This window comes from Streptomyces sp. NBC_01428, from assembly GCF_036231965.1.
In the GTDB taxonomy this organism is placed as follows: Bacteria; Actinomycetota; Actinomycetes; order Streptomycetales; family Streptomycetaceae; genus Streptomyces.
Map to the genome: position 1 here is coordinate 8,396,605 of NZ_CP109499.1, position 14,327 is coordinate 8,410,931.

Sequence of the window (14,327 nt, forward strand, 5' to 3'; positions counted from 1 at the left end):
CCGTCACGCCGGTCACCCGCCGTCCGCCCGCGTGGGCGCCGCCTTCCGCCGGGGGCCCGCGAGGATCAGGCTCTCGACCCCCTCGTACACCTGGCGTTCCCGGTCCGCGGCGCGGCGGCCGGAGAGCATGCTGCCCAGCCAGCCGAAGGCGAAGCCCAGCGGGATGGACACCAGGCCGGTCGTGGTGAAGGGGAACCAGTTGAAGTCCGCCGTGGGAAAGGCGGCCGTGGGGGAGCCCGACACCAGGCGGGTGCCCGGCATCAGGACCAGAACGGCGAGCGTGCCGCCGATGAGCGTGCTGAGCAGACCGGCGCGGGTGAAGCGGCGCCAGAAGAGGCTGTAGACGAGGGCGGGGGCGATCGCCGAGGCGCCCACGCAGAACGACATGGTGGCGAGCGGCTGCAGGCTCCGGTGCTGGACGAGGACCGCGAGCGCGATCACCGGTGCGCCGACGACCAGGGCGGAGCCGCGGGCGAACGCCGTCTCGCGCTGCGGGGACAGCGCGGCCTTCCGCCCCGCGAAGACGTCGTGGGCCAGTGAGTTGGCACAGGCGAGCGTCATCCCGGCGACGGACGCGAGCAGGGTGAGGAAGATCGCCGTCGTGACGGTCGTGAACACCAGGGTCTCGGCCCGGGACACCACGGGGCCGAACGCGGCGCGGGAACCCAGGAGATACGCCGTGTGCCCCCGCGGGTCCGCGGCGGCGATGTGGGACCGGCCGATCAGAGCCGTCGCACCGATGCCGATGACACTGGCGACCATCACGAACAGGGCGACCGACGACACCGCCCACGACATCGAACGCCGCACCTGCCGGGCGCTGTTCGCGGTGAACATGCGCATCGTCACGTGCGGCAGGCAGGCACCGCCCAGGACGATGGCGAACTGCGTACTGATCATGTCGAGCCGGGGATGGGGGCCACCGGCGAACTGGAGCCCGCCGTGCAGGAACGCGTGGGGCGCCCCGCTGCGCTTCGCCGCCGCGTTGAACAACGCGCCCGGATCCCAGTGGAACTGACCGAGCATCAGGACGGCGACGACGATCCCGGAGCCGAGGAGCACGACCATCTTCAGCAGTTGTATCAACGCCGTGCCGCGCATCCCGCCGATCGCCGCGTAGGTGATCATCAGGGTGCCGACGCCCACGATGCAGCCGGTCTTCATGGAGCTGTCGGAGAAGCCCAGGATGAAGGCCAGCAACTGCCCCGTGCTGGCGAGCTGGACGAGCATCATCGGGACGAGGGCGGCGATCGTGACGGCGCACGCCGTGATGCGCACGGCCCGCCCGGGCATGCGCCGCGCGAGCACGTCTCCCATCGTGAACTTGCCCGTGTTCCGCAGGGGTTCGGCCAGCAGGAACATCAGCACCAGCAGGGACAGCAGCGTGCTGAGGGCGAGGACGACACCGTCGTAGCCGCACAGGGCGATCACTCCGCCCACGGTCAGCACGGTCGCGGCCGAGATGTAGTCGCCGGCGATGGCGAGACCGTTGCGCAGCGGGGACAGCGAGCGGTATCCGGTGTAGAACTCGGCGAGGTCGTCGCTGTCGGGGCCGGTGAGCACGCACAGCAGCAGGGTCACCGTGACGGCGATGCTGAAGGCGACGAGGGACCAGGACTGGGTGGCGCCCGTGAAGGGGCTCATCGCTCCCGCTCCTGCTCGCCGCCGGCCCAGGGGACACTGCGGTTCACACGGCGGGCGAGCGGGTCGACGTAGCGGCGGGCGGTGCCCTCGTAGAGCAGCACGGCGAGCCAGGTCGCGGGTATCTGGGAGAGGGCGAGGAGCAGGCCCACGGAGAGACCGCCGACGGCCGGCCGTTCCATGAGGCCGGGGGCTCCCGCGGAGAGCCCGAGGAACAGGGTGAAGTAGCCGAGCACCGCGAACGTGGTCACCCGCCGCTGCCTGCGGTAGGCGCGCCGCAGGATGCGCAGATCGCGGTGGTGCCCGGTCCAGGCCCGGGGTAACGCCGCGTCGCGCAGGGGCTGTTCACCGGTGTCCGGGACGAGACGGACGGGGAGGGTGGCGTCGTCGTCGTGCTGTCCGTGGAGCTGTCGCGCGGGGCGGGCGGCGGAACTGTCGTACGACATGCCGGTCTCCTCGTGGGGGTGCGGGCCCGGCGTACATGGACCGCGGGACGGGTGGGCGCGGCTCGGGTCCTCGCACGCTATTCGGCCCGTCGGCCAGTGCGAAGGGCTTTCCTTCAAGTACCTGGTCGGACTACGTCCATGCCGCTGACCTCGGATGTCGTCGATGAAACCGCTGTGGTCCGAGGGCCGTGAGTGAGTGCTGGGGCGTCCCGGCGGATGCCTTCCGCGGCGGCGGAGCGTGGGCCGGGGGAGGGGCCCGCGGGAGGCGGCGGGGATGCGGACGCGCCCTCACGGGGACTCGCCCAGTTCGTGCAACGGGGTGCCGTGGGCCCACCGTGTGAGACAGGAACCGTCGATGAGACGAACACCGCCCTGCCGGCGTGCCCACTGGACGTCCCGGCGGCTGAAGGCGCCGCGGTGCACCACGAGCCGGAGCGGGGCGCCGGCCAGGTCCCTGCGCCCGGGACGGGCGGACGCGGGTGGGTCCTCGTCGGGCAGCGGCTCGGCCACGGGCCGGAACGCCACCTCGACACGCTGCCCCAGGCCGTCCCGCGCGCGGACATGCGGACGGTCCTGGACCCGTGGCGCGGGGAGCACCCGCCAGCCGTCGCGGCGCAGCATCCGCGACACGGCCAGGGCCAGCCCCTGGGCGTCCAGCTCCGCCAGCTCCTCGGCGGTGTAGAAACCGAGCCGCCGCCGGGCCAGTGGCCGGTGCCGGCGCACCAGGGCCGGGCCGAGAACGGCGAGGAGGGCCAGGGCGCCGAGGGGTACGGCAGCGCCGGCCACGCGGTACCCCACGGCCAGTCCGGCCGCGACCGCGCAGAGGACGACGACGACTCCGGCCAGCGCCGGCAGCACCTCGCGCAGCCCGGGACCGTATCGCCCCTCCGCCCGCAGCCGCCGGATCGTCGAGCGTCGCCGTGCCCGTCCCGACAGGCCCTTCCCGGGTGTTCTCCCCCTCGATGTCACTCGGGCCAGCTCCCCCCAACCCTCGCGCGCCTCGGCGTCTGGCTAGGGCTACCCACCGGAGGGGGTCCGACCGTGCGGAGGACGAGATCCGGCCACCAATCAGGCCGAACTCTTTCCAGCCGGGGAGCTCAGGGGATGGGGACCGTCACCTGAGGCGTGCGTGGTGCCCGGGGTGCCGGCCGCGGAACTTCCGGGCCGAGGACGCCCGAAGGGGGCGGTGGTGGTACCACCGCCCCCTTCGGCACTCGTCCGTGGGTGACCCCAGGTCGCCGGACCGCTCAGACGGTGCCGGAGTCGGAGATGACGAGCTTCTTCTTCGTGTCTCCGGACCTGCTGCCGAGCGCCTCGATCGCCTTGACGACGTCCATGCCCTCGACGACCTCGCCGAAGACGACGTGCTTGTTGTCCAGCCAGTCGGTGACGATCGTGGTGATGAAGAACTGCGAGCCGTTGGTGTTCGGACCCGCGTTGGCCATCGACAGCTGGCCCGGCTTGGTGTGCTTCAGCGTGAAGTTCTCGTCGGCGAACTTCTCACCGTAGATGCTCTTGCCGCCGGTGCCGTTCTGGCGGGTGAAGTCGCCGCCCTGGAGCATGAAGTCCGGGATGACCCGGTGGAACGGCGAGCCCTTGTAGCCGTAGCCGTGCACGCCGGTGGCCAGCTCACGGAAGTTCTGGGCCGTCTTCGGGACGACGTCGTCGAAGAGTTTGAACTCGATACGGCCCATCGGCTCGCCGTCGGCCGTGACCTCGAAAAAGACGTTCTCGCTCATTGCTCTGCTCCTCTGAATTTCAAATGGTCGTCCCCGAGCATAGAGAGCCCGCGGCGGTGGGGGCGTGACCGGGGGTGATCATTCGGTACGTGGTCCGTCCTCGCCGGGCGTCCCGCCGCGCGGGGACCGGGCGCCGGACGGCGCCGGGAATTCCCGGTGGGGCAGGCCCGGCGCAGCGTTCAGCCCCTGACGTGGAACGCGTCAGGGGCTGAACCTCGCGACCCTGCATGAGGTGCGGGACCGGCCGGCGGGTCTATTCGACCTTCGCCCAGTCGAGTGTGCGCTCCACCGCCTTCTTCCAGCCCGCGTACCCTTCCTGGCGCTGGTCCTCCGACCACTGGGGCTCCCAGCGCTTGGACTCCTGCCAGTGGGTGCGCAGCTCGTCCGTGTCGGACCAGAACCCGGTGGCCAGGCCCGCCGCGTACGCGGCGCCGAGCGCGGTGGTCTCCGCGACCACGGGCCGGCTGACCGGTACGCCGAGCACGTCGGCCTGGATCTGCATGCACAGGTCGTTGGCGGTAACGCCGCCGTCGACCTTCAGCACGTCGAGGTGCACCCCGGAGTCCTGCTCCATCGCCTCGACGACGTCGCGGCTCTGGTAGCAGATGGCTTCCAGGGTCGCCCGGGCCAGGTGGCCGCTGTCGTTGTAGCGGGCGAGGCCCACGATCGCTCCCCGGGCGTCGGAGCGCCAGTAGGGGGCGAACAGGCCCGAGAACGCCGGGACGAAGTACATCCCGCCGTTGTCCTCGACGGTGCGGGCGAGCGTCTCGCTCTCGGCCGCGTCGCTGATGATCTTCATCTGGTCGCGCAGCCACTGCACGGCCGAGCCGGTGACCGCGATCGACCCCTCCAGGGCGTAGACCGCGGGGCTGTCACCGAACTGGTAGGCCACGGTGGTCAGCAGGCCGTGCTCCGAACGGACCAGCTCCGTCCCGGTGTTGAGGACCAGGAAGTTGCCGGTGCCGTAGGTGTTCTTGGCCTCGCCGGGGGCGTAGCAGACCTGTCCGACGGTGGCCGCCTGCTGGTCGCCGAGCACGCCCGCGATGGGGATGGACGCCCGCAGGGGCCGGGAGGTCCGCGTCGTGCCGTAGGCCTCGGCGGAGGAGGACGGGTTGATGCTGGGCAGCATGGCCCGCGGGATCCCGAAGAACCCCAGCAACTCGTCGTCCCAGTCCAGCGTTTCCAGGTCCATGAGCATGGTGCGGCTGGCGTTGGTCACGTCGGTGGCGTGGATGCCGCCGTCGGGGCCGCCCGTCAGGTTCCACAGGACCCAGGCGTCGGTGTTGCCGAAGATGGCGTTGCCCTGCTCCGCCGCCTCGCGGACGCCGTCGACGTTCTCCAGGATCCACTGGATCTTGCCGCCGGAGAAGTACGTCGCCGGAGGCAGGCCCGCCTTGCGCCGGATGACGTCGCCCTTGCCGGAGCGGTCGAGGCCGGCGGCTATGGAGTCGGTGCGGGTGTCCTGCCAGACGATGGCGTTGTAGTAGGGACGTCCGTTGCGCGGGTCCCACACGACGGTGGTCTCGCGCTGGTTGGTGATGCCGATCGCCGCCAGGTCCTCGGCGGACAGGCCGCCGTGCCGCAGGGCGTTCTGGATCACCGAGTTGGTGCGTTCCCAGATCTCCACCGGGTCGTGCTCGACCCATCCGGAGCGCGGGAGGATCTGTGCGTGTTCCAGCTGATGCTTCGCCACCTCGTTGCCGGCGTGGTCGAAGATCATGAATCGGGTGCTGGTGGTGCCTTGGTCCACCGCGCCCACGAAGTCAGCCATGGAGTGCCGCCTCAGTTCTGGGTGTCAGGGCTTGGGCTGCTCGGAGACCGGGATACGTCCCGCGGGCTCGGGCTCCGCCGACGGCAGGAACCTGCCGATGAAGAGCTTGTACATGCCCGCGCCGACCAGTCCACCGATCAGGGGGCCGATGATCGGCACCCAGAAGTAGATGTTCCCGTACTGATCTCGCCAGGCTCCCCCGTATCCCGTGATGAAGCTCGCGAGACGGGGACCGAAGTCACGTGCCGGGTTGATCGCGTAGCCCGCGAGGGTGCCCCAGGCCATACCGATGCCCACCACGAGCAGACCGGTGATGAACGGGCCCAGGTTCGCCCCGGGAGGCGTGTTGAGCAGGTCCGTGATGGCCAGGATCACCAGCAGCAGAATGGCCGTGCCGATGATCTGGTCGCGGAACGCGCCCCACTCGTGGACCGGCAGGTTCGGGTTGCCGTTGGCCGGCAGGGTCGAGAACACGCCCTGGGTCTTGATGGTGTGTCCGGGGTCCGCCTTCGCCAGCGCGTCCGTGTAGTTCCAGCGCACGATGAGGGCCGCCACGAAGGCGCCGATCGTCTGCGCCACCATGTAGGGCGCCACCTTCTTCCAGGGGAACCCCTTGAAGGTGGCCAGCGCGAGAGTCACCGCGGGGTTGAGGTGCGCGCCACTGATACGTGCCGCGACGTAGACACCCATGGTGACGCCGATGCCCCAGGCCCAGGCGATGCTGTCGTGGTCGCCCAGACCGCCCGGTGGCGTGGTGAGCGCGCCGCCGGCGACCACTTGGGCCACCACGCCGCACCCGAAGAGGATGAGAATCATCGTGCCGAGGAACTCGGCCGACATCTCGCCGATTATCCCCAGCCTTTTAAACCGCTCAGCCATGGAAGCCCGCTTCCCGCCGGTTCAGGACCGGCCGACTACTGCCACCAGAGCCCTCCCTCACATCAGCATAGGATGATCAAGAGCTAACCGCATCAAAAGGGAAATATCGCGTTCTGATGCTCCGTGTGATGCGCGAAGTGCGCCCAGGTCGGGGCGTCGAGCGGCCGCTCGAGCCGCCGTCGGACGCGCGGTGGAAGGGGTGGGTCAGGCGGGCACCGTGACGATGCCGAGCGGCTCGCTGGTCGGCTGTTCCGATCCGCCCGCGGGCTCGGCCGTGATCCCCACGGCCGCGACGTCCTCCAGGGAGCCGCGGAGCACCTGGGCGTGGCCGCCGCCCGAACCGGGCAGCAGGCCCGCCGGGCGCAGGTCGCCGGTCTTCGCCGCGTACCAGAGTTCGTAGACCCTGTCCTTCCCGAGGTGCGGAAGGTCCGCGGCGACGACCGCCGCGCGGCCCTGCGTCCGGGAGGCCACGACGCTGATGTCGCCGCCGTCGTCCAGCTTCTGCGTCGTGATCGTGGCGTCCCCGGCGGTGACGATGTCGGTGACGGCGGCCGTCCTCGCCTGCTCGCGCGACGCCGCCGTCCGGGCCTCGTCGGCCTGCTGGTGCTGCCACACGGCGACGCCGCCGAGCGCGGCGGCGACGGCGAGGCACGCGGCGAGCGCCACCCGCAGGACCCGGCCGCGACGGCCGTTCGGGCCGGGGGCCGCGATGTGCTCCTGCCGGGTCCGGGTGATCCGGTCGAGGACGCGCCCGCGCAACTCGGGGGAGGGTTCCGCCTCGTGACCCGAGGCGAGTTCGAGGGTGACGGCCGACAGTTCCGCCACCTCCTCCCGGCAGGCCGCGCAGTCGGCGAGGTGGTTGTCGAACGCCGCCTCCTCGTCCGGCGGCAGGGCGTGCAGGACGTACGCGCCGACGAGCTGGTGCTGGTCCTCGGCGGTCATGACCTGGCCTCCAGACACTTGCGGAGCTGCCGCAGCCCGGAACGCATCCGGGACTTCACGGTGCCGGCCGGGGTGGCCAGACACGCGGCCACCTCCAGGTACGTCATGCCCTGGTAGTAGGCGAGCACCAGCGGCACGCGTTGATGCCGTTCCAGGGCGGCGAGGCAGTGCCGGACGTGCCGGCGGTCCTCGTGCCGCTCGACCGTCTCGGCGACCTCGTCGAAGGGGCGGTCCTCGGCCAGCAGTGCGCTGCGCTGCTCGCGGGCCGTGCTGGCCTGCGCGTGCCGGACCCGGTCCACGGCCCGCCGGTGGGCCAGGGCGAGGACCCAGGCGCGGGCGGCTCCGAGTTCGGGGCGGTAACGGTCGGCCGTCCGCCAGATCTCCACCATCACGTCCTGCGTCACCTCCTCCGCCTGCGCCTCGTCCCGCAGTACACGGCAGATCAGACCCTTCACCGGGCGGGCGAGCGTGTCGTAGACGTCGGCGAAGGCGTCGTGATCACCCGTCGCGGCCCGCTTGAGCCGGGCGTCGAGCCATGCCTCGGCCGACGATCGCCGCGGCGCACCGTGTCCGTCCTGGCCGCTCTTCGACATCGCTCCCAGATTCCGTCCGTAGCTTCCTTCTCGTCGGTCCGACTCTCCGGCCCGGAGACCGTTTCCGCAGCCCGAGGGCCGCTGGGCCGGTGTCCGTCGCCACCCTCTATTCGTAGCCGCGCCGCCCCGCGTATGACCGTCGCGCTCTCCGGTACGGCCCCGGGGCGGCGGTCGTCCCGGGGTGGCGACCCTGGGGCCGCCCGGAAACTTCTACGGGTCTATCCTCATACATACCTTTTACGGCTCCGAATACCTCATGTCCCGCACATCGTGAGCCGCGGGTCGCATCGCTCCGCAGGGTGTGAACGCCCGTGACGTCGGCTCGCGTTGTGCACGCCGATGACGCTTACGAGGGAGGTGAGTCCGATGACCGCACGCATCAGCACCCGGCGCCTGCTGGCCGGTGCCGCCGCGACAGGCCTGCTGGCCGGTGGTGCCGCGCTCGGCATGTCCGGTGTCGCCGCCGCAGCTCCGACACCGACGTCCGCGCCTTCAGTGGTCACCGGTGACCACCACGGCCACCACGACCGCTGCGAGTGGAAGAAGGGCCACTGGGAGAAGAAGTGGGTTCCTGGTCACTGGGTCAAGAAGTGGGTCAACCACGACACCTGGCACCAGGGCTACCGTGACAGCCACGGCGGCTGGCACCAGGGACATCACAGTCACGACTGGAAGAACCAGTGGGTCTACGTCCCCGGTCACTGGGACCACCAGTGGGTCAAGGCCCACTGGGACTGCCACCACCGCTGAGCACGCCTGACCACGGGTGAGGACCGGGGCGACCCCTCTCCGGTCCCCGCCTGTGCGGTGGGGGTGGGGGCCGAGGCGGTCCGGCGGCGCCGCAAACCCGGTGGAGTCGGCCGGACCCCGCTCGTTAGGCTGCGCGGATGACCACACGTACCTTCCGGATCACCGTTCGCGGAGTCTTCGACGGACTCAGCGCCGAGCAACGCGCCGAACTCCTCGCCGAGGCGGCGCAGCACGACGTCCTCCAGGCGGCCTTCACCGCCGAGGGGCACCTCAGCTACGACCTGGCCGCCCGCCCGGCGTTCACCTTTCGCTTCCTGGACGGGGGAGAGGCCGAGGAGGACATCCTGGACGCCGTCGAACGGGCCGAGACCGCCGCGACGGCCTGGCTCACCGGCCGCGGCTACGGTTTCAAGCGCCTCAAGGCCCAGGGCGAGGACCTCTCCCAGGCCCCCCTCGGCAAGCGGCAGCGACGGGAGATCGCCCGGAACACCACCCCCTGATCCCTGCACCTCCCCGACGCTTTCGCGCATAGCTATGCTTGAGTAGTCAAGGAGGTGTCAATGAGTACCGGACTGGACGCGGCCCTGCGCCTGATGCGGGCGCAGGCCGCCCTGGTGAAGCGGTTCGACGCGCGTCTGAGCGGGCTGCACGGTGTGAGCCTCGCCGATTTCACGCTCCTGCTGCGGCTGTCCCAGGCGCCGGGCGACCGGATGCGCCGGGTGGATCTGGCCGAGGCGCTGGGCCTGACCGCCTCCGGTGTCACCCGGGGGCTCGTGCCCCTGGAGCGCATCGGACTCGTACGACGCGACGCCGACGCGCGGGACGCCCGCGTCGCCTACGCGGCGCTGACCGACACCGGCCGGGAACGGCTGGCGGAGATGCGCGCCACCGCCGATCACGTGGCCCACGACGTCTTCGCCGGACCCGCCTGGACCGAGGACGACACGGGGCGGCTCGCCGACCTGCTCACCCGCCTCGGCGGCACCGGACTGGCCCCCGGAGGGGCGGCCCGCCCCTGAGTCCGCGAGGCCCACCGGGACCGTGCTCCGGCCCCGCGCCTTGCCGGTCCCGTGACCTCGGCGCACCCTGGTCACATGGGAGCTCGCGACGGGCCGACGCTCATCACCTCCGTCCAGCGGGCCTTCCGCCTCATGGAGGCGGTGAGCGCGCACGAGAACGGCGCGCCCGCGAAACAGCTGGCGCGCGAGACCGGTCTGCCGCTGGCCACCGCCTACCACCTGCTGCGGACGCTGGTCCACGACGGATACGTCCGCAAACTCGACGACGGCGGGTTCATCCTCGGCGACAAGGTGCGCACGCTGCACACCAGAGGCCGCGGACAGGAACTTCTCGGCCGGGTCCGCCCCACGCTCGCCGCGCTGCGCGACGAGCTCGCGAGCGCCGCCTACCTCACCTTCTACGAGGACGGTGAGATCCGGGTCGCGGAGATCGTCGACGGTCCCCGGGCGCCCCGGGTGGACCTCTGGGTCGGTTTCGAGGACGCGGGACACGCCACCGCGCTCGGCAAGTCCGTCCTGCGCGAGATGGACGAGGAGACCCGTAACGACTACCTCGCCCGGCACACCCTCGCGGACCTCACCCCCCGCACCATCACCAGCCGGCCGGAGCTGCTGCGCCGGCTCGCCTCGTCGCCCGTGGCCCCCGCGGTCACGGACCTGGAGGAGTACGCCCTCGGTACCGTGTGTGTCGCCGTGCCCGTCTACAGCGGGGACACACTCGGCTCGCTCGGCGTCTCGCTTCCGGCGGATCGGCTGCCCCGGATCCGGGAGGTGCTGACGCGGCTCGTCCCCACGGCGAACCGGGTGACGCGAGGACTGTCGCTCACTATCTGAAATCCCGCTCCTTGCGGTGCTTACCTCGAACGTATTTCCTAGATGAAACGGACATTTCAGGAAGAATCTAGGTGAGGACTGCGCCCGGATATGAGTCAGGACCGAGAGTACGTCGGCGAACACGGACGGAAACGTACGCGCAGGAACCACATTCTCGGTACCGGAGCGGCGGCGGGCGGTCAGCGCGCCGCCGCCCGTGTCGCCCTCGGCACCCCCACGCTTCCCCTGCTCGTGGTCGTCACCGTGGCGCTCGTCGACCTGACCGCCGGCACGAGCGTGGTCTGGCTCTCTCTGTTGGCCGCGGGTCCCGCGCTGGCCGCCGCCACCAGCCGGCCGCGCGGTGTCCTCTGCGTCGGTCTCCTCGCGGGGACCCTCGCCGCACTGCTGGGCCTCCAGGGCGGGGTCCACGGTGTCGAGCAGGCGGCGGTCCTCTCCGCCCTGGCCGCCGTCACCGTCGCGAGCGCCCTGACCAGCGCCCTCCGGTGGCGCCGCGAGCGGGTGCTCGCGGCGGTCCGTTCGGTCGCCGAGGCCGCGCAGCACGCAGTCCTCGCACCCATCCCGTCGAACGTCGGGCCTTTCCAGGTGGCCGTCCGCTACAGTGCCGCCGCGGCCGAGGCCCGGATCGGCGGAGACCTCTACGCGCTCGTCCCCACGCCCTACGGCGTCCGGATGATCATCGGCGATGTCCGGGGAAAGGGGCTGCCCGCCGTGGGCACCGCGGCGCTGGTGCTCGGCATCTTCCGCGAGGCCGCCTACGACGAACCCGACCTCCTCGCCGTGGTCGGCCGGATCGAGCGGAGCCTGGCCCGCAACCTCGGGTACGACGACTTCGTCACCGCCGTCGTCGCCGGCTACCCGGAATCGGGCCGGCTGGAGGTCGTCAACTGCGGACACGCGCCGCCGCTGCACGTCCGGGCCTCCGGACACGTGTCGTCCGTCGAGCCCACGAACCCGGCGCCGCCGCTCGGACTGCGGGGACTGACGGGCGAGACGCCCAGCCTCCAGGTGCTCCCCCTGGCCGACGGGGACCAGCTCCTCCTCTACACCGACGGGGTCACCGAAGCCCGTGACCACGGCCGGGCGTTCTATCCCCTCGCCGAAGGCCTCGCCCGGCACGTCTGCGACGAGCCGGCGGCCACCCTCGACGCCCTCGACGCCGAACTGCAGGCGCACGTCGGGGGACGGCTCCACGACGACGCGGCCCTGCTGCTGCTCCGCAAGCCCACGGTTCAGGACCCGGTGGACCCGGCACCCGCCCCCCTCGCGGGCGCCGGCGCCCTGACGACCGCCGCCCGGAGCGGCCCCGTGAGCCCGGGGTCCGGACTGGGCTGCGGCATGGTCGCGGAATAGCGCGACTGGCCGGATCACGTCGCTCCGCGGCCGGGGGGCTCTAGGGTGCCTGGCCGTGACGGTCTCTCTTGGTGCATCGACGGTGTGGCGCGACCGGCGGTTCCTCCTGCTCGCCTCCGCACGGGTGGTCTCCGTGCTCGGCAACGGCTTCGCGCGCGTGGCGCTCGCGTTCGCGGTGCTGGCGCTGCCCGGAGCGAGCCCGGGGCGGCTGTCGCTGGTCCTCGCGTGCCAGGCCGTGCCCCAACTGGCGTTCATCCTCATGGGCGGAGTGATCGCGGACCGGATGTCGCGCTCGCGGCTGATGGTCCTCGCGGACGCCGTCGGCGCGGGGGCCTACGCCGGACTCGCGGCGATGGTGCTCACCGGACACGCGCCCCTGACGGCCATGTGTCTGCTGGCGGTGGCCGCCGGAACCGCGTCGGCGCTGTTCGCGCCGGCGATGGACGGCATGGTGCCGCTCGTCGTCCCGCGGGACCGGCTGCAACGGGCCAACGGACTGCTGCGGGTGGCCACCAACAGCTCCCTGCTGCTGGGCCTCGCCCTGTCGGGGGTGACGGTCGCGCTGGTCGGCCCGGGGTGGGCGCTCGCGCTCAACGCCGCGTCGTTCGTCGTCAGCGCGCTGCTGACCGCCCGGCTGCGGGTGACCGTGAGGCCACGCGGCCGGACGTCGGGATGGGCCGATCTGCGGGAGGGCTGGCGGGAGTTCTCGTCCCGGCAGTGGCTGTGGGCCGTGGTGGCGCAGTACGCGGTGGTCGTCGCGGCACTCAACGCCAACGTCGGTGTCCTCGGCCCGCTGACGGCCGAGCGGCACTTCGGCGGAGCGAGGGGCTGGTCGGTCATCGTGGCGGCGCAGGCCGTCGGCACCGTCGCCGGCGCGGGACTCGCCGCCCGGGTCCGCGTGCGCCGCCCCCTCCTGGTGGCCGTCCTGTGCACCTTTCCGGCCGCCGTGCCGATCGCCCTGCTCAGCGTGGCGGCGCCGGTCTGGCTGATCGCCGGGGCCATGTTCGGCACCGGCGTCACGTCGGACGTCTTCGGCGTCCTGTGGGCCACCACCATCCAGCGGGAGATCCCGGAGCAGGTGCTCTCCCGCGTCAGCTCCTACGACTGGTTCGGCTCCCTGGCTCTCGCACCGCTCGGACTGCTCGTGGCCGGGCCCGTCGCCACCGCCGTGGGGACGGACAGGGCCCTGGCGGGGTGTGCCGTCCTGATCGTCCTGGCCACGGCGGCCACCCTGCTGTCGCCGCAGGTACGCACCCTCCGCGCCCCCGTCGACCCACCCCGGGCGCCGCTGCCCGCGCCCCGGGCCGCGGAGTGCGAGACGGACGAGGAGACGGCCGGCTGACGCGTGGGGCGGCTGCTGCCGTTACCGCGGGCCCGCGTGGCGAGGTGCGCGGGCCCGCGGGATGCCGTGCGCGGCGGTCGTCGGCGGGAGCCGTGCGCACGTCGGCCCGTTCCCCCGCGGGGCCGGGGCTCAGGCCGCGGCGCTCACCCCGTCGTGCCCGGTCCGGAAGGCGGGCAGCTCGCCGAGACGGTGGACGTAGTCGCGCAGGCGCGGGTGTGCGCACAGGGCCCCGGCCGGGGAGAGCTGGGAGAGAGCCACCCACGCATCCACGTCGGCGGCCGTCAGGCTGTCGCCCAACACATAGGTGGCATGGGTGAGTTGGCAGTCCAGGAGGTCCAGTGCCGCCGCGCGGTCCGCGGGGCGCGCGGACGGCGTGACGTCCCGGTCGAGAAGATCCCGAAGGGCCTCGATGTCGGCGCTCAGGGACGGCGGGAGCAGGGTGGGTGCGTGGCCCGCCGCGTGTCCGGACGGCAGGCCCGTGAGATCGCGGAGGATGTCGGAGGTGTCGTTGCTGACGATGCGTCCGGTCCAGCGGTCGCAGAGCGCGGGTGCCGTGAACGGTCCGTCGTAGTGGTGCTCGGTGGCCTCGTAGGCGCGGCGCAGCGAGGCGAAGGCGTCGGGTGTTCCGGCGGGGTGGGTGAGCAGCGTCGTGGCGACCGAGTTCGTCAGTCCCAGCAGGCCGAGGGTGATGGAGATGCGCAGCGAGCGCGGACAACTCGCCGCCAGATACACCTCGTAGCGGTGCGGCGCCGGGTAGAAACCGCCGGCCAGACCGACTCCGATGCGGCTGTGGGCGGCGCGGGGGAGGGGCGGTGCGGACGCCTGGGAGCGGGCGGCCGAAGGCGACGGACCCCGGCCGCCGGCCGGGGCGAAGGGGTCGTCTCCATCACCGGTGCGGGTGGTCGTACTCTGGCCGCAGGGACGGGATCCGGCTGTGCTGGAACCGCGCGAAGCTGTCTCGGGCATGACTCTCCCTAGGGGGAACGAGGAAGCCATCGCCGCCTTGTGGGCATGGGCGATG

General features: G+C 72.0%; 15 protein-coding genes. 6 read left to right on the forward strand and 9 right to left on the reverse strand.

The genetic code is table 11. The annotated features are described in order from the left end of the window. Positions 1-12 precede the first annotated feature (12 nt). From OG406_RS36685 to sigK, 8 genes are all read right to left on the reverse strand, one after another. Entirely contained in the window at positions 13-1,644 is a 1,632-nt protein-coding gene (locus OG406_RS36685) for a sodium/solute symporter (RefSeq protein ID WP_267051799.1), read from the reverse strand. Next, positions 1,641-2,087 carry a DUF485 domain-containing protein gene (locus OG406_RS36690; protein ID WP_164370104.1) on the reverse strand — a complete coding sequence of 149 codons (447 nt, stop codon included), beginning with the start codon at positions 2,085-2,087 and terminating at the stop codon, positions 1,641-1,643. Before OG406_RS36690 ends, OG406_RS36685 begins: the two co-directional genes overlap by 4 nt. Positions 2,088-2,375: 288 nt before the next feature. Further along, entirely contained in the window at positions 2,376-3,056 is a 681-nt protein-coding gene (locus OG406_RS36695) for a hypothetical protein (RefSeq protein ID WP_267051800.1), read from the reverse strand. Between the two features lie 278 nt (positions 3,057-3,334). Continuing rightward, entirely contained in the window at positions 3,335-3,826 is a 492-nt protein-coding gene (locus OG406_RS36700; protein WP_329190038.1) for a peptidylprolyl isomerase, read from the reverse strand. Between the two features lie 253 nt (positions 3,827-4,079). After that, positions 4,080-5,597, reverse strand: coding sequence for a glycerol kinase GlpK (gene glpK, locus OG406_RS36705; protein ID WP_329190040.1), 1,518 nt, complete (start codon positions 5,595-5,597; stop codon positions 4,080-4,082). A 24-nt stretch (positions 5,598-5,621) separates the two neighbouring features. Beyond that, positions 5,622-6,476, reverse strand: a complete 855-nt coding sequence (locus tag OG406_RS36710; RefSeq protein ID WP_267051802.1) for an MIP/aquaporin family protein — start codon at positions 6,474-6,476, stop codon at positions 5,622-5,624. A 204-nt stretch (positions 6,477-6,680) separates the two neighbouring features. Next, positions 6,681-7,418: an anti-sigma factor gene (locus OG406_RS36715; RefSeq protein WP_327410644.1), complete on the reverse strand. Its 738-nt coding sequence runs from the start codon at positions 7,416-7,418 to the stop codon at positions 6,681-6,683. Beyond that, positions 7,415-8,011 carry an ECF RNA polymerase sigma factor SigK gene (gene sigK, locus OG406_RS36720; RefSeq protein WP_327410645.1) on the reverse strand — a complete coding sequence of 199 codons (597 nt, stop codon included), beginning with the start codon at positions 8,009-8,011 and terminating at the stop codon, positions 7,415-7,417. Before sigK ends, OG406_RS36715 begins: the two co-directional genes overlap by 4 nt. 366 nt (positions 8,012-8,377) lie before the next feature. Here sigK and OG406_RS36725 point away from each other — a divergent pair, with 366 nt between their 5' ends. The 6 genes from OG406_RS36725 to OG406_RS36750 all read left to right on the forward strand — a co-directional run bounded on the left by OG406_RS36725 (position 8,378) and on the right by OG406_RS36750 (position 13,306). Next, on the forward strand, positions 8,378-8,761 hold the full coding sequence (locus OG406_RS36725; RefSeq protein WP_164370099.1) for a hypothetical protein: 384 nt from the start codon (positions 8,378-8,380) through the stop codon (positions 8,759-8,761). Positions 8,762-8,898: 137 nt separating this feature from the next. Then, positions 8,899-9,261 carry a DUF6204 family protein gene (locus OG406_RS36730; RefSeq protein WP_164370098.1) on the forward strand — a complete coding sequence of 121 codons (363 nt, stop codon included), beginning with the start codon at positions 8,899-8,901 and terminating at the stop codon, positions 9,259-9,261. A 60-nt stretch (positions 9,262-9,321) separates the two neighbouring features. Next, positions 9,322-9,780 (forward strand): MarR family winged helix-turn-helix transcriptional regulator, encoded by a 459-nt coding sequence (locus tag OG406_RS36735; RefSeq protein WP_164370097.1) that lies wholly within the window; start codon positions 9,322-9,324, stop codon positions 9,778-9,780. A 75-nt stretch (positions 9,781-9,855) separates the two neighbouring features. Then, complete coding sequence (locus OG406_RS36740) at positions 9,856-10,614, forward strand: IclR family transcriptional regulator (protein WP_164370096.1); 759 nt, start codon at positions 9,856-9,858, stop codon at positions 10,612-10,614. Positions 10,615-10,704: 90 nt separating this feature from the next. After that, entirely contained in the window at positions 10,705-11,964 is a 1,260-nt protein-coding gene (locus OG406_RS36745) for a PP2C family protein-serine/threonine phosphatase (RefSeq protein ID WP_266853063.1), read from the forward strand. Positions 11,965-12,019: 55 nt separating this feature from the next. Further along, positions 12,020-13,306 (forward strand): MFS transporter, encoded by a 1,287-nt coding sequence (locus tag OG406_RS36750; RefSeq protein WP_329190046.1) that lies wholly within the window; start codon positions 12,020-12,022, stop codon positions 13,304-13,306. Positions 13,307-13,435: 129 nt separating this feature from the next. On the opposite strand, the gene OG406_RS36755 is transcribed toward OG406_RS36750, so the two are convergent. Beyond that, positions 13,436-14,272, reverse strand: a complete 837-nt coding sequence (locus OG406_RS36755; RefSeq protein ID WP_329190048.1) for a glutathione S-transferase C-terminal domain-containing protein — start codon at positions 14,270-14,272, stop codon at positions 13,436-13,438. Between the last annotated feature and the right edge of the window lie 55 nt (positions 14,273-14,327).